18 protein-coding genes, 3 tRNA genes, 1 rRNA gene and 1 pseudogene are annotated in these 19693 nt (G+C 34.4%); 13 read left to right on the forward strand and 10 right to left on the reverse strand.

Translation table 11 applies throughout. The annotated features are described in order from the left end of the window. Window positions 1–48 precede the first annotated feature (48 nt). The 3 genes from rrf (at window position 49) to G7A72_RS12325 (ending at window position 393) form a co-directional block, all read left to right on the forward strand. Window positions 49–158 (forward strand): 5S ribosomal RNA (gene rrf, locus G7A72_RS12315). A gap of 67 nt (window positions 159–225) precedes the next feature. Beyond that, window positions 226–298 (forward strand) — tRNA-Phe (locus tag G7A72_RS12320). Window positions 299–307: 9 nt separating this feature from the next. Then, window positions 308–393 (forward strand) — tRNA-Leu (locus tag G7A72_RS12325). Window positions 394–2684: 2291 nt separating this feature from the next. Here G7A72_RS12325 and lptB read toward each other — a convergent pair. The 4 genes from lptB to G7A72_RS12345 form a co-directional block, all read right to left on the reverse strand. Next, complete coding sequence (lptB, locus tag G7A72_RS12330) at window positions 2685–3425, reverse strand: LPS export ABC transporter ATP-binding protein (protein ID WP_113635311.1); 741 nt, start codon at window positions 3423–3425, stop codon at window positions 2685–2687. Window positions 3426–3529: 104 nt separating this feature from the next. Beyond that, the gene (locus tag G7A72_RS12335) at window positions 3530–3883 is read right to left on the reverse strand and encodes a carboxymuconolactone decarboxylase family protein (RefSeq protein WP_113635309.1); all 354 of its coding nucleotides are present in this window, start codon (window positions 3881–3883) and stop codon (window positions 3530–3532) included. Next, the gene (gene tatC / locus G7A72_RS12340) at window positions 3876–4691 is read right to left on the reverse strand and encodes a twin-arginine translocase subunit TatC (RefSeq protein WP_165152683.1); all 816 of its coding nucleotides are present in this window, start codon (window positions 4689–4691) and stop codon (window positions 3876–3878) included. Before tatC ends, G7A72_RS12335 begins: the two co-directional genes overlap by 8 nt. Beyond that, window positions 4691–5656, reverse strand: a complete 966-nt coding sequence (locus G7A72_RS12345) for an SIS domain-containing protein (protein WP_165152684.1) — start codon at window positions 5654–5656, stop codon at window positions 4691–4693. The genes tatC and G7A72_RS12345 overlap by 1 nt, the downstream gene beginning before the upstream one ends. Before the next feature lie 85 nt (window positions 5657–5741). Here G7A72_RS12345 and recQ point away from each other — a divergent pair, with 85 nt between their 5' ends. Next, the gene (recQ, locus tag G7A72_RS12350; RefSeq protein ID WP_165152685.1) at window positions 5742–7937 is read left to right on the forward strand and encodes a DNA helicase RecQ; all 2196 of its coding nucleotides are present in this window, start codon (window positions 5742–5744) and stop codon (window positions 7935–7937) included. Window positions 7938–8018: 81 nt separating this feature from the next. Here the strand turns inward: recQ and G7A72_RS12355 are convergent, their stop codons facing one another. Beyond that, entirely contained in the window at window positions 8019–8258 is a 240-nt protein-coding gene (locus tag G7A72_RS12355; protein ID WP_113666473.1) for a hypothetical protein, read from the reverse strand. 212 nt (window positions 8259–8470) lie between these two features. Between G7A72_RS12355 and G7A72_RS12360 the strand changes: the two genes are divergently transcribed. Together G7A72_RS12360 and G7A72_RS12365 are read left to right on the forward strand one after the other, a co-directional pair. Continuing rightward, window positions 8471–10036, forward strand: coding sequence for an NAD(P)/FAD-dependent oxidoreductase (locus tag G7A72_RS12360; protein WP_165152686.1), 1566 nt, complete (start codon window positions 8471–8473; stop codon window positions 10034–10036). Between the two features lie 564 nt (window positions 10037–10600). Then, a complete protein-coding gene (locus G7A72_RS12365; protein WP_113666471.1) occupies window positions 10601–10780 on the forward strand; it encodes a hypothetical protein in 180 nt (59 codons plus the stop codon). A 357-nt stretch (window positions 10781–11137) separates the two neighbouring features. Here G7A72_RS12365 and G7A72_RS12370 read toward each other — a convergent pair whose 3' ends face one another. The 4 genes and pseudogenes from G7A72_RS12370 to msrB form a co-directional block, all read right to left on the reverse strand. Continuing rightward, entirely contained in the window at window positions 11138–11923 is a 786-nt protein-coding gene (locus tag G7A72_RS12370; RefSeq protein ID WP_165152687.1) for a CHAD domain-containing protein, read from the reverse strand. 221 nt (window positions 11924–12144) lie between these two features. Continuing rightward, a pseudogene (locus tag G7A72_RS12375) lies at window positions 12145–13452 on the reverse strand (amidohydrolase). 209 nt (window positions 13453–13661) lie between these two features. Next, the gene (msrA, locus tag G7A72_RS12380) at window positions 13662–14276 is read right to left on the reverse strand and encodes a peptide-methionine (S)-S-oxide reductase MsrA (RefSeq protein ID WP_165152688.1); all 615 of its coding nucleotides are present in this window, start codon (window positions 14274–14276) and stop codon (window positions 13662–13664) included. Between the two features lies 1 nt (window position 14277). Continuing rightward, window positions 14278–14838: a peptide-methionine (R)-S-oxide reductase MsrB gene (gene msrB / locus G7A72_RS12385; protein WP_165152689.1), complete on the reverse strand. Its 561-nt coding sequence runs from the start codon at window positions 14836–14838 to the stop codon at window positions 14278–14280. Between the two features lie 288 nt (window positions 14839–15126). On the opposite strand from msrB, the gene idi reads away from it, so the two are divergent. The 7 genes from idi (at window position 15127) to G7A72_RS12420 (ending at window position 18748) form a co-directional block, all read left to right on the forward strand. Continuing rightward, a complete protein-coding gene (idi, locus tag G7A72_RS12390) occupies window positions 15127–15675 on the forward strand; it encodes an isopentenyl-diphosphate Delta-isomerase (protein ID WP_165152690.1) in 549 nt (182 codons plus the stop codon). 12 nt (window positions 15676–15687) lie between these two features. Beyond that, window positions 15688–16098 carry a 6-carboxytetrahydropterin synthase gene (locus G7A72_RS12395; protein ID WP_165152691.1) on the forward strand — a complete coding sequence of 137 codons (411 nt, stop codon included), beginning with the start codon at window positions 15688–15690 and terminating at the stop codon, window positions 16096–16098. Next, on the forward strand, window positions 16098–16553 hold the full coding sequence (locus G7A72_RS12400; protein WP_113666465.1) for a peroxiredoxin: 456 nt from the start codon (window positions 16098–16100) through the stop codon (window positions 16551–16553). The genes G7A72_RS12395 and G7A72_RS12400 overlap by 1 nt, the downstream gene beginning before the upstream one ends. Before the next feature lie 152 nt (window positions 16554–16705). Then, window positions 16706–17668 carry a type I phosphomannose isomerase catalytic subunit gene (locus G7A72_RS12405; protein ID WP_165152692.1) on the forward strand — a complete coding sequence of 321 codons (963 nt, stop codon included), beginning with the start codon at window positions 16706–16708 and terminating at the stop codon, window positions 17666–17668. Between the two features lie 68 nt (window positions 17669–17736). Further along, the gene (locus G7A72_RS12410) at window positions 17737–18003 is read left to right on the forward strand and encodes a hypothetical protein (protein WP_073209770.1); all 267 of its coding nucleotides are present in this window, start codon (window positions 17737–17739) and stop codon (window positions 18001–18003) included. Between the two features lie 78 nt (window positions 18004–18081). Continuing rightward, a tRNA-Thr gene (locus G7A72_RS12415) sits at window positions 18082–18155 on the forward strand. Window positions 18156–18283: 128 nt separating this feature from the next. After that, complete coding sequence (locus G7A72_RS12420; protein ID WP_113666463.1) at window positions 18284–18748, forward strand: hypothetical protein; 465 nt, start codon at window positions 18284–18286, stop codon at window positions 18746–18748. Between the two features lie 168 nt (window positions 18749–18916). Here G7A72_RS12420 and G7A72_RS12425 read toward each other — a convergent pair whose 3' ends face one another. Further along, the gene (locus G7A72_RS12425) at window positions 18917–19627 is read right to left on the reverse strand and encodes a DUF4369 domain-containing protein (RefSeq protein WP_165152693.1); all 711 of its coding nucleotides are present in this window, start codon (window positions 19625–19627) and stop codon (window positions 18917–18919) included. Between the last annotated feature and the right edge of the window lie 66 nt (window positions 19628–19693).

The following is a 19693-nucleotide window of genomic DNA, read 5'->3' on the forward strand; positions in this document are numbered from 1 at the left end:
ACAATGTAAACAACATTACAGTAATTGCCCAAAGCAATTATAACCTCTTAAGGTGGTTATTGCGGCGGGGCTCACCTCTTCCCATCCCGAACAGAGTAGTTAAGCCCGCCTGCGCAGATGGTACTGCAGTTATGTGGGAGAGTATGTCGTCGCCTTTCTTTGAAAACCCTGTTCCTTTCGGAATAGGGTTTTTTATTAATCCTTTTCATTATTACAAAGGTAAAAGGTACCTTAGCTCAGATGGTAGAGCAATGGACTGAAAATCCATGTGTCCCTGGTTCGATCCCTGGAGGTACCACATTATTATGCTCGGATGGTGAAATTGGTAGACACGCTGGACTTAAAATCCAGTGAACAGCAATGTTCGTGCGGGTTCAAGTCCCGCTCTGAGTACTAAAAACTTTAGTTGGCAAACGCTAGCTGAATTTTTTTTATTTTGTAGTGCTTTTTGCTTATGTTTTTATTCTACAATTAATAGGATCAAGTCTAAAGTTTGTGGATTAGATAAGTTATGAATATAAATTAGTGAGTCTGAAAAGATAGAATTCTATATTTGCTACCCCTCTGAATTGTACTATAAATGTTTTTATTTTTGTATTAAAAAATGACTTCTATTTTTTGTTATTAGAATTTATGAATTTCATTTCCGCTGAAGCATTTGTATTTTTGTTATCAAAATTATTGAATATTTTTTGGTAATGATTTATTATTGTTCGAGCTATTGGATTAAATGAATTAGTCTAGTTTTAGTTATTTTTAGTGTTACTTGGGTAATTTTGCAAGGCCAATTATTTCATTATTTTTTTTAAACATAGAGTACAAAGCTTATCTTATATTTTATGTTTTACGATTATCATAATACAATTAAATAATAAATCAGCTTTTTCTAACAGTTTCCTGACCATTTAGTGTTGTTTTGGCACAGAAAGTAGCACCTTCTGGTTAGTTATTGTTTTATGTGTGTCTTCATTAGTTAAGACTTTTGATTCTAATTTTTTTTCTTTCTTGGATTTCTAAATAAGCTCTTTTTGTGAGTTTTTAGTATGTAATTAGTATTTGATTTAGATTTTTTGTAAAGCTTTTATATCAAGTTTTTGAATATGGAAGTAGGTCATTACTTATCCAGTTTAGAAAATATTTCTTCTTAACCCATCCTATATTTGTATTCACCACAACTGCTACATCGATATCTTTATTGTGAATGACTATTTTTGTATTATAGCGATTACAGTATCAGTTCTGATTCCAGTAATTATCGGAACTATTAAACGCTTTTTCCTTTCAGCTTAGCTGGTTAAAAATGGTAAGGGGTTCTCTACTAAATAAGGAAGTTTTATCTAGTGCCAAGCGTTTGTTTATAGATAAAAGAAAAATACTCTTTAGGTGTGAAACTTGATCCCGATTTATAAGAATCACTAAGGGTATCTTTGTATGGAAGTTACATTTTTATGCCGTTAACCTCTTAAAAGAAGTAATAGGATTAAAGTCATTATTGGAAAGTGTTGATTTCTTTAAAAAAGTCTCCAACTCTTGTGTTATCTGAGTTCCTTCAGTTATTAAATTGAAGTCTCTAAAAACAATTTGTTTATTGTCTTCATTAATTCATCTTATGCTACATGTACATGATGGTTATAAGTCCTCGAATTTGAAAGTTATAAAGTAAAATCCCGTTAAGAGTCCTTGTGATCTCAAATTATTTTGTCTATCTTCTTGCTGAATTCAATAGATATCCTTTAAATAAAGATAAAGTATTTCTTCTCCTTTTTTATACGGAGACCGTTCAAAGTATTTGAACATAGGTTATGGTATTAATAATTTAATGAGTTCGCTGTAAGAATCTTGCATTTATTTCTAATTCCGAAATACAAATATCAAAATTTTACATTTCCCCACAGCATTTAGATTTGAGCTTTTTTCGGTCTTATTTCATTCATTTTAACCATTTACCACCTTTTTCTTATCTTTACTTTCTTTATTCGTGCAATAGTGTGAAGTTTTACTTGGGACATAGGTACTTCAACGTTGGCTAAACGAGTCCCCATATTTTGATTGTAAATAATCCTTTGAAGATCAAATTCTTTAGATTCCCATGTATTAAAAGAACGTAGGTACTTTTTGTATTGTCTTTCAATTTTCACCATTAACCCCAAAGAAGCCTATAATTGTATTACAATCGATAGTTGTATTATCGATTAATTTCTTAAAGAAAACACACGTAAATTAATGTATATCCTAATGATTTTCAGTGAGTTTATTAGTACTATTACGACGTTTGAATTAAACACAAACGTATCTTTACAGGCGGAATATAGAATAGTAATTTTATCTAAAAATCTAGTTGAGACTAATTTTACTGTATAAAACTTTTTTCTAGGTTTTGTTTTTTTAAGAATTGATATCAGAAAGTAATTAAAAGAAATATACAAAAATATAAACTTTCAAAGTTCTCAAGATATTAGATTTTACTGCGGCGAAAAATACTCTTTTTGTGACTCAAAAAAAGCCGCTGATAAAAAATTTGTAGACTTGAAAAAAAATAAGAATGTCTTGATACGACGCTGTTTATAAAAAGAAATGACGAGAATTTTCTATACTAGACTTCTTTATTATCTTAATAGGAATAACAAAAAACTATTCAAGGATGATATTTTTTCTATAAAGTTCTACAAGTGAATATTGGGATTTTAAAACTCCAATTTCTTTTTTCTCAACTCGAAATTTTGTCCAAGATAGACGCGACGGACCATTTCATCTTCAACAAGTTCTTCCGGAATGCCCGCTTTTAGAATTCCGCCTTCAAACATCAGATAGGTTTTGTCTGTAATCGCTAAAGTTTCCTGTACGTTGTGATCAGTAATTAAAATACCGATATTTTTATTTTTTAGCTGGGCTACAATTCTCTGAATATCCTCTACGGCAACTGGATCGACACCCGCAAAAGGCTCATCCAGTAAAATAAATTTTGGATCTGTGGCCAGACAGCGTGCAATTTCAGTACGACGACGTTCTCCACCGGAAAGTAAATCACCTCTGTTAGTACGTATGTGCTCTAGGCTAAACTCGGCAATTAAGCTTTCCATTTTTGCTTCTTGCTCGGCTTTGGATAATTTTGTTAATTGAAGCACACTTAGGATATTGTCCTCAATACTTAGTTTTCTGAAAACAGAAGCTTCTTGAGCCAAATACCCAATTCCCTGCTGTGCTCTTTTGTACATTGGATAATCGGTGATGTTCAAATCATCCAAGAATATATTGCCTGAATTTGGCTTAACCAATCCTACAATCATATAAAATGAAGTTGTTTTTCCAGCACCGTTTGGTCCTAAAAGTCCAACGATTTCACCTTGATTCACTTCCACCGAAATGCCTTTGACAACACTACGTCCTTTATAGGTTTTAATCAGATTTTCGGCTCTTAATTTCATTTTTTTTGGTTTAATCGTTTAACTGTAAAACTGCTTACTCATTTAATTGCTTACTCGTGTCAAATAAACGAATAAACAATTAAACGATTCTGTTTCTTAACAAATTATTTGGTTGCAGTTTCTTCTAATGCTTCCCAGAATTCATAGGCTCTACGTAAATGTGGTACTACAATTGTTCCGCCCACAAGGGTTGCAATTCCCATAGCTTCCATCATTTCTTCTTTGGTAACGCCTTCTTTATGGCTGGTTTCCAAATGGTATTTTACGCAGTCATCGCATCTTAAAACTGCCGAAGCCACTAATCCCAGTAATTCTTTCGTTTTTACATCCAAGGCTCCGGCTGCGTAAGCATTCGTGTCTAGATTAAAAATACGTTTTACTATTTTATTATTGTCTGCCAATAATTTTTCGTTCATTCTAGAACGATATTCGTTGAATTCTTCTATTATATCAGCCATTTACTTTTTTTTGATTTTTTACTACTATTTTTGAAATAAGGATACTCGCTTCATAAATTAACAACATCGGAATGGTTACAATGATTTGGCTTACCACATCCGGCGGTGTTACAATTGCCGCCACTATCAGAATGATAATTACAGCATATTTCCAGTATTTCCTTAAGAAAACCGGAGTTACTAAACCTAGTTTGGTCAGGAAATAGATAATTATTGGTAATTCGAAGAACAACCCGCAAGCGATCACACTTGTTTTTACCAATCCTATATACGAATCAATACTAAATTGGTTCTTTACTACATCACTGATGGTGAATGTAGCGAAAAAGTTGACAGACATGGGTACGATTACATAATAGCCAAAAAGTACACCCAGAAAGAAAAGTAACGAAGACGAAAAAATAAAAAGTTTAGCATGTTTTTTCTCTGAATCGTATAAAGCAGGGCTGATGAATTTCCAAACCTCCCACAGTATAAAGGGAAAACCCAAAATGAAACCAGCGGTGATACAGGTCCAAATCAAAACGTTGATTTGGCCTTCCATATTTGTATTTTGGATAATAAAAGGCATGTCCGTTACACAGATGCTTTCAGCAAAACCCAATTGATTGGAAAGGTCGCAAAAGAAGCGGTAGGTTATGAAATTGGCATTTGTGGGGCCAAAAATAACAACATCAAAAATGTAATCACTTATAAAAAAAGTGACGGTGGCCAAGATTAATATTGCAATTGTGCTTCTAACTAGTAGCCATCTTAATTCTTCAAGATGATCTAAAAACGACATCTCGTTTAAGTTCTTTTTTGTCATTATACTATTCCTTCTTTTAAAATATCATGTAAGTGCAATACGCCTTTATATTCGCTTTCGTCAACAACTACTAATTGTGTGATGGAAAAATCTTCCATTATATTCAATGCATCCACTACCATAGCGCTGGAAGTTGTCATCTTTGGATTTTTAGTCATGATATCTTTGGCGGTTAAATCGGCAAAAGTATCTCTGTCGCTTAACATTCTTCGAATATCACCATCGGTAATAATTCCGATTACTTTGTTGTTTTCAACTACTGCTGTTACTCCAAGACGTTTTTCGGAAATTTCGAAAATTACTTTCTTGATGGATGCATCCGGTGAAACCATAGGTTTTAGGCTGTGTTCCAACATGTCTTTGACACGCAACAGTAATTTTTTTCCCAATGCACCTCCCGGATGGTATATGGCAAAATCTTCTGGTTTGAAGTCACGCATTTCCATCAGGCAAACAGCAAGGGCATCTCCCATTACAAGTTGTGCAGTGGTGCTGTTTGTAGGCGCCAGATTGTTCGGACAAGACTCTGCATCTACCGTAGTGTTCAGAACAAAATCAGAACCTTTAGCTAAAAACGATGTCATGTTACCGGTGATTGCAATTAAGGTGTTTCCAAAACGTTTTAATAGCGGAACCAGTACTTTTATTTCAGGGCTATTGCCACTTTTTGAAATGCAAATGATCACATCTTCGTTTTGAATCATGCCTAAATCACCGTGAATGGCTTCAGAAGCATGCAGAAAAAGTGACGGCGTTCCGGTAGAATTAAAAGAAGCTACTATTTTTTGGGCAATAATAGCACTTTTTCCAATTCCTGTTACTACTAATCGTCCTTTCGAATTATAGATTTTTTGTGTCGCTTCGATAAAGTTTTCATCCAGAAAATCAGTTAGTTTAGCTATAGATTGGCTTTCCGATAAGATAGTTTTTTTGGCACTAGCCAATATATTTTCTTTGGTGATCAAAACAGAATGATTAAAATTTGTATGTGTAAAAGAAATTTGTACCTTTAGGTGTTGCAAATTTATACAAAATACCACATAATAAAGAATGAATCCAAACGAAATTGACATACACAAAGAATTAAAGAAGTATTTTGGCTTTAGCCAATTTAAAGGATTGCAGGAGCAAGTCATAAAAAGCATCCTGAATCAACAGAATACATTTGTGATAATGCCCACTGGCGGAGGAAAATCACTTTGTTATCAATTACCTGCTTTAATTCAGGAAGGAACTGCCATTGTGGTCTCCCCTTTAATTGCTTTAATGAAAAATCAGGTGGATGCCATCAGGAGTTTGTCTTCTGAAAATGGTGTGGCTCATGTTTTAAACTCTTCTCTTACCAAAACTGAAATTGCCCAAGTAAAAAAAGATATTACTTCTGGACTGACCAAGTTGCTATATGTAGCCCCTGAATCATTGACCAAAGAGGAATATGTGAATTTCCTAAAAAACGTCACAATATCTTTTGTAGCCATTGATGAAGCACACTGTATTTCAGAATGGGGACATGATTTTAGACCGGAGTACCGCAATCTAAAACATATTATCAAGCAATTGGGTGATGTTCCTATTATAGGTTTGACAGCTACAGCGACACCAAAAGTACAGGAAGATATTCTGAAAAACTTAGATATGACTGATGCAACAACTTTTAAAGCATCATTCAACAGACCTAATTTATATTACGAAGTACGTACTAAAACGAAGAATATCGAATCGGATATTATTCGGTTTATCAAACAACATAAAGGAAAATCCGGTATTATTTATTGCTTGAGCCGCAAAAAAGTGGAGGCAATTGCCGAAGTTTTGCAGGTGAACGGAATCAGTGCCGTGCCGTATCATGCAGGATTGGATGCTAAAACCCGAGCCAAACATCAGGACATGTTCCTTATGGAAGATGTTGATGTGGTGGTGGCGACCATCGCTTTTGGGATGGGAATTGATAAACCTGATGTGCGTTTTGTTATTCATCATGATATTCCTAAATCACTGGAAAGTTACTATCAAGAAACAGGTCGTGCCGGTCGTGATGGTGGCGAAGGACATTGTCTAGCCTATTACTCCTATAAAGATGTCGAGAAATTAGAAAAATTCATGTCTGGGAAACCCGTTGCCGAACAGGAAATAGGATTTGCTTTGTTACAGGAAGTAGTGGCTTATGCCGAGACTTCGATGTCTAGAAGAAAGTTTCTGTTGCATTATTTTGGCGAAGAATTTAATGATGTTACAGGCGAAGGCGCTGATATGGATGACAATGTGAGAAATCCGAAAACAAAAATTGAGGCTAAGGATCAAGTAGTACAATTGTTGCAAGTAGTTAGGGATACGAAACATTTATACAAATCAAAAGAGGTTGTCTTTACATTGATTGGTCGTGTCAATGCGGTAATCAAAGCACATAGAACGGATGCGCAGTCGTTTTTTGGATGTGGTTCCGATCATGACGAAAAATACTGGATGGCCTTGTTGCGACAAGTTCTGGTTGCCGGATTTTTATCGAAAGATATTGAAACATATGGTATTGTAAAAATTACGGATAAAGGATTGGATTTTATAAAAAATCCGCAATCGTTTATGATGTCCGAAGATCACGAGTACAATGAATCAGTGGATGAGGCGATAGTCACTGCTTCAAAATCTACAGGAGTTGCTGATGAAGTTCTTATGGGAATGTTACGAGATTTGCGTAAAAAAGTAGCCAAAAAAATTGGCGTTCCGCCATTTGTGGTTTTTCAGGATCCATCTTTGGAAGATATGGCATTGAAATATCCCGTTTCTCAAGAAGAATTGATCAATATTCATGGGGTTGGAGAAGGGAAAGCCAAAAAATACGGCAAGGAATTTTTAGAATTAATTAGTCGCTATGTGGAAGAAAACGACATCATTCGTCCGGAGGATTTAGTGGTAAAATCGACCGGAGTGAACTCAGTCAATAAGCTGTATATAATTCAAAACATTGACAGAAAATTATCTCTCGATGATATTGCTTCCGCAAAAGGAATCAATATGGATGCACTAATTAAAGAAATGGAACAGATTGTTTATTCTGGAACCAAACTGAATATCAAATATTGGATTGATGATATGCTTGATGACGATCAGCAGGAAGAAATTCACGATTATTTTATGGAATCTGAATCCGATAATATTGAATCGGCCCTAAAAGAATTTGATGGAGATTATGATTTGGACGAGTTGCGTCTGATGCGTATCAAATTTATCAGCGAAGTGGCAAACTAGTCATAAAGTCGAAAGTTTTAAAGTCAAAAGTTTTACCGTTTTGGTATTTCTTTGGATATTTAGCTATTCGACTTTATGACTTTAGACTACATATAACTCTCCACGATGCGGTTTCAAAGCATCTCGAACCTGAATCATGTTTTCATCGGTGACAACCATAAAAGCAATGGCTTGCATTTCGCCTTGAATTTCAAAACCGGTAATGCTCAACGGTAGTTTTTCAATTGCGATATATTCTTTTAAGTGAATCTCATGATGTTCGGCTGTTTTTGCGGAAGCAGGTCCACGAAAATCCCAAATCAATTTTATTTTTCTAGACATTTTTTCTAAGATTAATCGGTTAACGGTTTAAATGGTTGCCTGTTTTAAAGGACAAAGTTACAAAGTCTAAATTGAAAACAAGCTAATTTGAAAAGTTGAACAACGGAATCTACTTTCAATAACAAGAATTCACCACAAAATACTACTTTTGTACCCTGATTGTTGGACGGTTTATCAAAGTCTAATAATTTAAAAATCGAATAATTTAGAAAATGCCTCAAGAACTCTTATTACAAGTATCACCGGAAATTGCAGCAAATGATTTGTTGTTAAAAAATCATTTATCCAAACAAATTAGCGTTTCTGTAAATGAAATTCAGCATGTTTCTATCCTAAAAAGATCGATTGATGCCCGCCAAAAAGCCATTAAAATCAATCTTAAGGTTTTGATTTTCATGAAGGGTGAACCTTTTCAAGAGCAAAAACTACAACTTCCGGAGTATAAAAACGTTTCTTCGGCTCAAGAAGTAATTGTTGTTGGCGCAGGGCCTGCGGGACTTTTTGCTGCATTACAATTGATAGAGTTAGGGTTGAAACCAATCGTTATTGAACGTGGAAAAGATGTTCGTGGCAGACGACGCGATTTGAAAGCCATCAATGTGGATCATCTTGTGAACGAAGATTCTAATTATTGTTTTGGCGAAGGCGGAGCAGGCACCTACTCGGACGGAAAGCTTTATACGCGTTCTAAAAAAAGAGGTGATGTAACCAGAATTTTGGAATTATTTGTTGCTTTTGGAGCTTCAGCCGATATTCTGATTGAAGCACATCCACACATTGGAACCAATAAATTACCTCAAATTATTCAGGATATTCGCGAGAAAATTATCGAATTTGGCGGACAGGTTCTGTTCGAAACACGCTTGACAGATATTTTACTGAAAAATAATGAAGTGCAAGGTATTGTTACCCAAAAAGGCGATACGATTCTTGTTAATAAAATTATTTTAGCCACTGGACATTCAGCTCGGGATATTTTCGAATTATTGGATCGAAAAAAGATTTTTATCGAAGCCAAACCTTTTGCCTTGGGCGTACGGGCAGAGCATCCACAATCATTGATTGACAGTATTCAATACAGTTGTGATTATCGTGGAGATTTTTTACCTCCAGCTCCATATTCTATTGTGAAACAAGTAGGAGGAAGGGGAATGTATTCGTTTTGTATGTGTCCTGGCGGCGTAATTGCACCTTGTGCAACGAGTCCCGGCGAAGTGGTGACGAATGGTTGGTCGCCATCCAAAAGGGATCAGGCTACCGCCAATTCCGGAATTGTAATTGAACTGCAACTCGAGGATTTTAAACCTTTTGCCAAATTTGGTGCTTTGGCCGGAATGGAATTCCAAAAAAGTATCGAACAACGCGCTTGGCATTTGGCAGGTGAAAGTCAAAAAGTTCCTGCACAACGCATGATCGACTTTACGCAAAATAGGGTTTCATCAGATATTCCTAAAACATCTTATGTACCCGGAACGACTTCAGTAGAAATGGGACAGGTTTTTCCCGGATTTCTAACACAAATATTGCGAGAAGGATTCACTGAATTTGGAAAATCGATGCGTGGTTATCTGACCAATGAATCGGTACTTCATGCTCCGGAATCCAGAACATCGTCGCCGGTACGTATTCCCAGAGATCCATTGACTTACGAGCATGTTCAAATAAAAGGACTTTATCCTTGTGGAGAAGGCGCGGGTTATGCGGGTGGGATTATATCTGCCGCTATTGATGGCGAAAAATGTGCCTTGATGATTGGTGCGATTTTGAACCAAAAATAATCGGAATAGAAATTTAGGTTGTACTACATATTTTTCAGCTTTGACATGAATTTCGCGAATTGCCACCACTATCATTTATTATTAATTAATTGGTAGTGGTGGCTTATATTTAGCATTATAGCCACTGACTTTCAGTTTTTCTACTAAATCTATCAGTTTTTTATAGCGTTTGTTTAGTTTTTTTAAATTGGATGTTATGCTTTTTCGTTACGTTGTAGATTTTTAGATTCTCAGATGTTAAAAACTAATAGTGATTGATTGCGTGCTCATACTGTTTTTTATTTTCCAAAATAATGATTTATTCTCTGTTTCTATAGGCAGTTTTGGACTGTCAGTATCTTTTTTTGTCCGTAATACAATACGATAATTTTGTATACTGATGGTCATGTTTATTTATGTTTTTCTTTAATCCTAATTTTTATACATTATCTTCTTTGTTTATTTCGATTACAATCAATAGTTATTAGTAAAATAATAATTGATTTATTTTTAAAGCACTTTAATTTTACTACCGAATCTATCTTTTAGGAAGTAGATTTAATAAGAAATCATAAAAGTATAAATATGTTTGAAAAATTTAAAAAATCTGAAATTTTAATTTTAGTACTGGTTGTGGCGTTGATTTTTACTTCTGAATATTTTTACATTGTATTAAAAGATCCTCAGCGTGCTATTTTTATTGGTTTATGGCCCCCAACAATTTTAGGGTTTCTAATATTTTTAAACCTTAAACTCAAAAAATAATATGGAAAATGTAGAATTAATTATCATGACAGTAGTGGTAATTTTATGTTTCGTTACCTTCTTTATTTCTACTTTTAACGAATTTGAAAAAGTTGAAAAAAAAAATTTAACAAGCGAAAATAGTAGGGGTATAATATCCAGATTCTTGGCATATCTAGAAAGTTTAGTAGCAGAATAAATACTAATATAAGGACGTATTATTAATCTTATTCCGCAGTGGTTCATCAATTTCAAGCATAACTGTTCTAAATGCTCCAGCGTTTAATTCCGTTTTGGCGCATGCTATTATTGATTTTGATATTATTTATGAAAACACTGCAGGATTAGCTTAGTGGATAGTTTTTTGAATTCTATTTATTACACCAAAGCATTGCAAGGTAAATTTGCATTTATTTTATGAAATAACAATTCTCTTTTTAAACTTACCACCGCCTTGATAGTTTTAAGATGCTTTGTTTCTTTTGAATTTGTCTTATAAAATGGGATTGTTTTTTTCAAATGGAGGATAGCAACTTCGTAATCGTGCCATTCTCCAAGCATATCCGACAATACCGTTTGAGTTGAAATCAGTTTTCTTGATGGGTCGAAAGGAAAGATTTTCTCATTGTATTGGTACACTTTTAATCGTTTCCGAAAATGGTGCATTTCATTCTTTTTAAAAATATCTTTACGGATTAGTTTTTTTATCTCCTTTCTCATTCTATTCCGGTAGCGATTTACTTTTTTTTTGCCTGTTTTTGCTAGAAAATCGATGATTATTGGGTATTTTTCTTTCAACTTTTTGGTCAAGCGTTTATTTGCCAGCAAGAAAAATTTTTGTATTTCTTTGGTCTCAAGCTTTTTTAGTTGATTCGGATATTTTTTTAGTAAATTAAAACAGGGTTGTTCCTCAAGAATGGTTTGTTGCAGTTGATGTTCTCGTACTCTTCCGGCTTGTTTGAAAATAACGCTGTAAGGTTTAAAGGTTTTTCTTGGTTTAAAATTCCTGTTACAAAAGGCAGTCAACTCAAATAATGCTTTCATTTTCTTGATTTCAACTCGGAGTTCATGAAAATTTTCGACAGTATATGATTCGGGTGCTTTTTCCAAAATGAGGTTCAAAGCACTTTTTCTGGTTTTAAAATATGTTACAAGTTCTTTCATTTTACAGGCTAATAATTGATTTGATTTTCTATAAATTCCTTATACGGTTTTTAAAATCCTTTGTATGGAAACAGTTCAAGTTATTGAAGTAAATTTACAAAAAAATGGTGAAAAATATATTTAAGTTTATGTAAATCAGTTGTTTGTAGTTTTATCTTCACTTAAAGGCATAAAAAAACCGAAAATCTCTTTTCGGTTGTTTTTTTTAAAATTTTAAGGTTTTATTTTTTTGCATTCATTTCCATGTAGTCTATTGTTAATTCGGACATCGCTTTCATTCCTAATACAAAACCACCCTCGTCAATATAGAAGTCTGGAGTGTGATGCGGAGCAGTTTCTGATATTGGTTTGCCTTTAGGCGCGCCACCCAAAAAGAAATAAAGACCCGGTATTTTTTCCTGATAAAACGAAAAATCTTCGGCACCTGTAACAGCAGGAGTCAGTAGAACATTCTCTTTGCCAGCAACAGCTTCTAATGTTGGAATCATTTTTTCGGTCAATGATGGGTCGTTGTAAGTAATAGCAGTTTTGTTGGTTATGGTTACATCTGCAGTGGCTCCGGCACTTTCGGCTATTGCCGTTGCAATTTGTTTTATTCTGAAATGAACCATCTGCTGTACTTTGCTGTCCAGAGAACGTATGGTACCATTCATTGTAAGTTCCTCTGGAATGACATTGCTTCGTACTCCTGCATTTATTTGTCCAACACTTATAACTGCTGCTGATTCTGTTATATTTACATTTCGGCTAACAATGGTTTGCAATCCCATTATAATCTGAGAAGCGGTAACAATGGGGTCAATTCCAAGCCATGGATAAGCGCCATGCGTTTGTTTGCCCATTATCTTTATTTTAAACCAATCTGATGCTGCCATTGTACCTTTTGGGTGATACTTTATTTTGCCAACTTCTGTTTGAGCATTAATATGCAATCCGAAAATAACATCTACATTGGGATTCGCAAGGACGCCTTCTTTGATCATCAATGGTGCTCCTCCTTCTTCGCCTTCAGGCGGTCCTTCTTCAGCAGGTTGAAAAATGAATTTAACGGTTCCTTTTAAATCATTTTTTATAGATGCTAAAATTTCGGCTGTTCCCATTAAAATTGCAATGTGTGTATCGTGCCCACAAGCATGCATAACAGGAACTACTTGACCATTATATTCCCCTTCTGCTTTGGAAGCAAAAGGAATGTCTGTTCGTTCTTTTACAGGTAATGCATCGATATCAGCTCTGAGAGCAACAACCGGACCTGGTTTTCCTCCTCTTAGAATACCCACAACTTCAGTTTTACCTACTCCTGTTTAAACCTCAATACCCAGAGAACGCATGTGTGCGGCTATTTTTTCGGCAGTTTTAAATTCCCTATTTCCTAATTCTGGATTTTGGTGAAAATCTCTTCTCCAAGTAATAACTTTGGGTTCTAATGTCGCTGTTTTTTGAGCTACTTTGATTTTTAGCTCGGAATTTTGTGCTGTAGCAAAAATGGAATACGTAAATAAGCCAGCATAAAGAATAGTTTTTTTCATTAGTTGTAGTTTGAATTTTGGTTGGGTAACAGCTTTATTTTAATTGAAATTTAGTCTGTTTTGGTATTTAATAAAGTTGGTTTGAAACAAATATAGCAAAATTATTTTGCTAGAAGGGAATTTTAAATAGTGGCGTAAAGTATCTTTATTTGAGTAGAATATAAAAAAAAACCGCCTTGTTTATTACAACAAGGCGGCAGCTTACGAATTTATTTTTGCTTCTTTAATTTGGTCTTAAATAGTTTTTCAAACTTTTCCATTTTGGGTTGAATTACCATCTGGCAATAAGGCTGAGTTTTGTTATTCTCATAGTAATTCTGATGATAGGATTCTGCCTTGTAAAATTTGGTCAGGGGTTCTATTGTGGTCACTATTGAGCTGTCATAAATCTTAGCTTTTTTCAGGTCATTGATAACTGTTTGTGCAGCTTTCTTTTGAACTTCATTTTTATAAAAAATGGCAGAACGGTATTGTGTTCCTACATCGGCACCTTGACGGTTTAGCGTAGTTGGATCATGAACAGTAAAAAAGACTTTGAAAATTTCATCTAGATTCGTTACGTTTTTGTCATAAGTAATCTGGACCACTTCGGCATAACCGGACCTTCCCGTGGATACATCTTCATAGGTCGGATTCACATTTTTACCGCCTGCATAACCTGATATTGCTGATTGAACTCCGTTTAAATTTTCATAAACTGCTTCCACACACCAGTAACAACCGCCGGCTAAAGTGATGGATTCAAGATTGGATTGTTTGGGTGCTTTACTTTGGGCAAACAAACTGGTTGTTGCCAAAAGGCACACTAAAAATAGTCTCTTCATATTATTTGTTATCAGGGATAAAATCAAGTGCAATTGAATTCATACAATATCTTTTTTTTGTTGGTTCTGGCCCGTCATCAAAAAGATGTCCTAAGTGACCGTCACATCTTCCACAAAGTGCTTCGATTCTTTCCATTCCAAGAGAATTATCTGTTTTATATACCACACTGTTTTTATTGTCTTGTTCAAAGAAACTTGGCCAGCCACAATTGCTTGAAAATTTGGCGCCAGAACGAAATAGTTTATTGCCGCAGGCGGCACAATAATAAGTTCCCTTGTCGTCAGTATTCCAATATTTTCCTGTAAAAGGTCTTTCCGTATCTGCATTACGGGTCACCTCATATACATCTTCCGGCAGTACTTTTTTCCATTCGGCATCGCTTACGTTGAGTTTTGTTGTATCCGTGTTGGAATAATAGGGATTTCCGGGTTTTTTAATAGTATTTTTCATTGTGATTGTTTTTTTTGTGTTTCCTTCTTTTTTTGTTGTTTGCGCACAAGCTGTGAACATGAACAGTGGTATTAAAAATAACACGCTTAGTAACTGATTTCTTGTTTTCATTTTTTTTGTATTTAAATCACAAATGTAAAGCGGTTTTAAATTATAAAATGACGCTTACTTTGCAATTGAATTTTATTTTTATTCCGTGATGACTTTTCTGTATATACGAAAAATTATTGTTTATAGTTTTAAAACTTTAAAGCATAATAATCTGTAAATAAGGAGCGTATTTTTAGCAATATAAAATTAGAATTTTAGGATATTCAACACTCGTTAAACTTTTCACAATTTCAAAAACCCTTCAGATACCATTTCTTTTTTTGTATTTTTGACCTGAAATACATCGATATGTTAGAAGAAAACGTAATATTAGTTAATGAGAAGGATGAGCAAATAGGATTGATGCCTAAGCTTGAAGCACATGAAAAAGCGGTCCTGCATCGTGCTTTTTCGGTTTTTGTTTTAAACAGCAAAAACGAAATCATGTTGCAACAACGCGCACATCAAAAATACCATTCCCCTTTGTTGTGGACCAATACATGTTGCAGTCATCAGCGTGAGGGAGAGACAAATGTTCAGGCTGGAAGCCGAAGATTATTTGAAGAAATGGGTTTTAAAACGGAACTTAAAGAACTTTTCCATTTTATTTATAAAGCCCCTTTTGATAATGGTTTGACAGAGCATGAACTTGATCATGTGATGATTGGCTATTATAACGAGGAACCAGTTATCAATCCAGAAGAAGTTGAGGATTGGAAATGGATGAAAATTGAAGATGTGAAAATGGATATGGTCCTTCAGCCGGCATTATATACGGTTTGGTTCAAAATTATTTTTGATGAATTTTATCATTTTCTGGAAGAACATAAAAGCCCTTTGTCCCCAAATAACTTATAATTCATAAACTTTATGAAAGTTACCATTTCACGGAAAGCCCATTTTAATGCGGCTCACAGATTATACAGAAAAGATTGGTCGTTTGATCAAAACGATGCGATTTTTGGTAAGTGTAATAATCCTAATTTCCATGGGCATAATTACGAATTGATTGTTAGTGTTACCGGAGCAATAGACCCTGAAACAGGATATGTAATGGATGTGAAATTTCTAAGTGACATTATCAAAGAGGATGTTGAGAATCAGTTTGATCATAAAAATCTGAATTTAGATGTTCCGGAGTTTCAGGATTTGAATCCTACCGCCGAAAATATTGTGGTGGTTATTTGGAATAAAATCAGAAAAAGAATCAATCCTGAATTTGAATTAGAAGTGGTTCTTTATGAAACACCTCGTAATTTTGTAACTTATAGAGGAGAATAATGGAACTAAAAGTAGGGGATACAATTCCCAATTTCAGAGCTAAAGATACTAATGGAATTGATTTTGACAGTGCAACTGTAGTAGGACATAAACCGCTTGTTATTTATTTTTATCCAAAAGACAATACACCGGGTTGTACCGCCCAAGCTTGTAGTTTTAGAGATCAGTACGAGGATTTTAAGGATCTTGGTGCGGAAGTGATAGGAATTAGCAGTGATAGTGTTGGCTCACATCAAAAATTTGCTAAGCAATTCAAGCTCCCTTTTATTCTTTTGTCGGATTCAGATAAAAAAATTAGAAAGCTTTTTGGTGTTCCCACCGGAATGTTCGGATTACTACCGGGAAGAGTGACCTATGTAACTGATAAAAATGGCGTGGTCCAAATGATTTTTGACAGTATGCTGGCAACAAAACATATTCCCAAAGCGCTAGAAGCCATTAAAAAATTAGTGTGATTTATTGCAGAAAGCTACCGGAAACCGATTCTGACGGATGTCAATTTATGCTTTGTCTTTTCGTTATTTCCCGGTTTCTATAAATGGAGGTTTATTTTGGCTTAAACAATATGGATTTTTTATACCTTACGACTTCAAAAAAAATTACCTGAATGAAACTTTATCCTTTACAATTTGAGCCCATTTTAAAAGAGAGAATATGGGGTGGCGAAAAACTAAAAACGCTACTTCATAAGCCAATTACTTCTAATATCACAGGAGAAAGCTGGGAGCTGTCTACCGTAGAAGGTGACGTAAGTATTGTTGCAAACGGAGAATGGAAGGGAAAATCATTGACAGAATTAATCAATTTGTTCCCTGATGAAATTTTGGGAACTGCTGTTCATGCACGTTTTGAAAAGCAATTTCCATTACTTTTTAAATATTTAGATGCGCGAGAGGATTTGTCTATACAAGTTCATCCAAATGATGTATTGGCAAAAAAACGCCATAATTCTTTTGGGAAAACCGAAATGTGGTACATCATGCAAGCAGATGATAATGCACGTATTATTGTAGGTTTTAAAGAAAATTCAAATGCTGATGCGTATTTAGAAAACCTAAAAAATAAAACCTTACTTTCTATTCTAGATGATGTACAAGTACAATCAGGAGATGTTTTCTTTTTAGAAACCGGAACTGTTCACGCTATTGGTGCGGGGCTTGTGGTGGCTGAGATTCAACAAACTTCAGATATTACCTATCGATTGTATGATTTTGACCGTGTAGATGCTAAGGGGAATACTAGAGAGTTGCATGTTGATTTGGCTTTGGAGGCAATTAATTACAATAAGGTAGAAACTAAAAAATCATATACCAATAATAGCAATCAATCCAATACTGTGGTAGATTGTCCTTATTTTACCACTAACTATATTCCTTTGGACGGAGCAATTTCAGTTTCTAAATCAATAGAAAGCTTTACGGTTTATATGTGTGTTGAGGGATCCTTTGAAATAGAATACAACAACTCAAAAACGCAATATATAAAAGGAGATACTGTTTTGATTCCTGCGGCAATGAATGCATTCATTCTCAATGGAAAAGCATCGATTTTAGAAATTTACATTTCATAGTCGGTAATAGAAAGATTATGTGTACTTTTGCAGACGCAAATTAAAATTCAAATTTTAAAAAAATAAAAATGGCAAACGTTAAGAATTTAAAAAAAGACATCAACTACGTTTTAGGAGATATTATTGAAGCAGTTTACTTGTTCGAAATTTCTACTACAGGAAAACCAACAACAGAAACTAATGCTTTAATCGACGAAGCTATCGCTGCTTTTGACGCTTTGATCACAAAAGTGAACGCAAAAAAGGTAGAAGATAAAAAAGCGCACTTCAAACAAATCAACGTTGAATTGGAACAAACTGCTAATCAATTGATTGCTAAAATCAACGAATTGTAGTCAAAAAAAACGCAAAAAAAGTTTGAATTTGTTTTGGAAAAAAGAAATTCAGTCTTATATTTGCACCCGTAATGAGTCGCCAGCGTAGCTCAGTTGGCTAGAGCAGCTGATTTGTAATCAGCAGGTCGTGGGTTCGAGTCCCTCCGCCGGCTCTTAATAAAACCATCTAACTTTTGTTAGGTGGTTTTTTGTTTTAGACAAAATAACAATTTAATTGTATTTTTATGTAATGTGCTAATTTTTTTGTTAAATTTGAAATCTAACCTAAAACTAATACATTATGGAAGAGCATTCAGTTATTGAAAGTTTCGAGATGAAACTTAATGAGTCAGCTAAAGACTTTTTAAAAGAAACGGCAAAGTGGGCCTATTTTTTATCCATACTTGGCTACATAGGAATTGGCTTTATTATTTTTGCTGCTTTATTCGCCGGGACATTATTCTCCGCTATGGGCAAAATGAATCCTGCCATGGGCGCGATGGGATCTTCTTTTGGGATTGTGATGGCAGTGGTGTACTTTCTAATTGCATTGCTTTATTTCTTTCCGGTGTATTACTTGAATAAATTTGCGTCAAATGCTAAAGCGGCCTTCAAAAACAACGATTCCGATACCTTGACAACTTCCTTAGAATATCTAAAATCACATTACAAATACATTGGAATCATGACTGTGGTTGTTTTCTCTCTTTACCTTTTAATGTTTGTAGGAATGATTGTTGCAGGAATTGCTTCCAGTACTGTTTAATCTGTTTGTGGATTCTAAAACACTTTTATAGAGAATTTGAATCTACTCCTAATTATATATGCAAAAAACCATCTTGCCTAGCAAGATGGTTTTTTAATTTTAGTTTTAAATTGGTGTAACATTTAGAGAAAAACTTGGAGTTTTTGAAACTTTCGTTTTCTCATATAATTACTGCTGTTTTTTGATTGTTGCGATATATGCTGTTAATTTTTTTCCGTAAAGTGATTTTGCTACTTTTGGAGACATTGATTTCTGAATGGTATCTAAATATTTTACATTGATATCGTAAATCTCAGATAGTGCAATAAAAGGCGATACTTCGTAATCCCTGTTGTTCAAGGCAAAATTAGTAGCGAATAAATACTTTCTTTTGATATTAGAATCCTGTTTTGCAGCCAGACTATCTATAGCTTTTGTGTTTTGGTTTTTGATGGCATTGAATTTTTTTTCAATCAGCGAAAGATTTTCATCAGTGAAACGAGTATTTATTTTTTTATATTCTTCGAATATCTCTTGATTTTTTGATCCTGTGATTTTGGCATCGGACAAATAACTTTCTAAACTAGTTTCAATTGTGATGTTGCCTGGTTCTGCAAAGAACGGGATATTATTATCCAAAGAATTACTCACACCTCTGTCTAAGAACAAATAAAGCATCTCGGGAGATTGTAGGTCAAGATTGCTTTCAAAAGCAGCGCTTCCATCAATATTTATAGTGTCAATGGCTACTAAACTTGTGTCAACAACTCTTTGAATATAAAGAGTTCCTTTTTTTAATCCTTTAATATTTCCGGTAATGTGAACATTTCCTTTAGATTCATTCTTGTTACAAGAGGCTATCAGGATAAGTGTAACGAATGCAATAATTGATTTTTTCATGTGAAGTTAAAGTTTGTTTTGAAAAAGAAATCTCCATTCTTATTCTAACGATTGCGATTTAATTGG

The organism is Flavobacterium sp. Sr18 (assembly GCF_011064265.1).
GTDB lineage: Bacteria > Bacteroidota > Bacteroidia > Flavobacteriales > Flavobacteriaceae > Flavobacterium > Flavobacterium petrolei.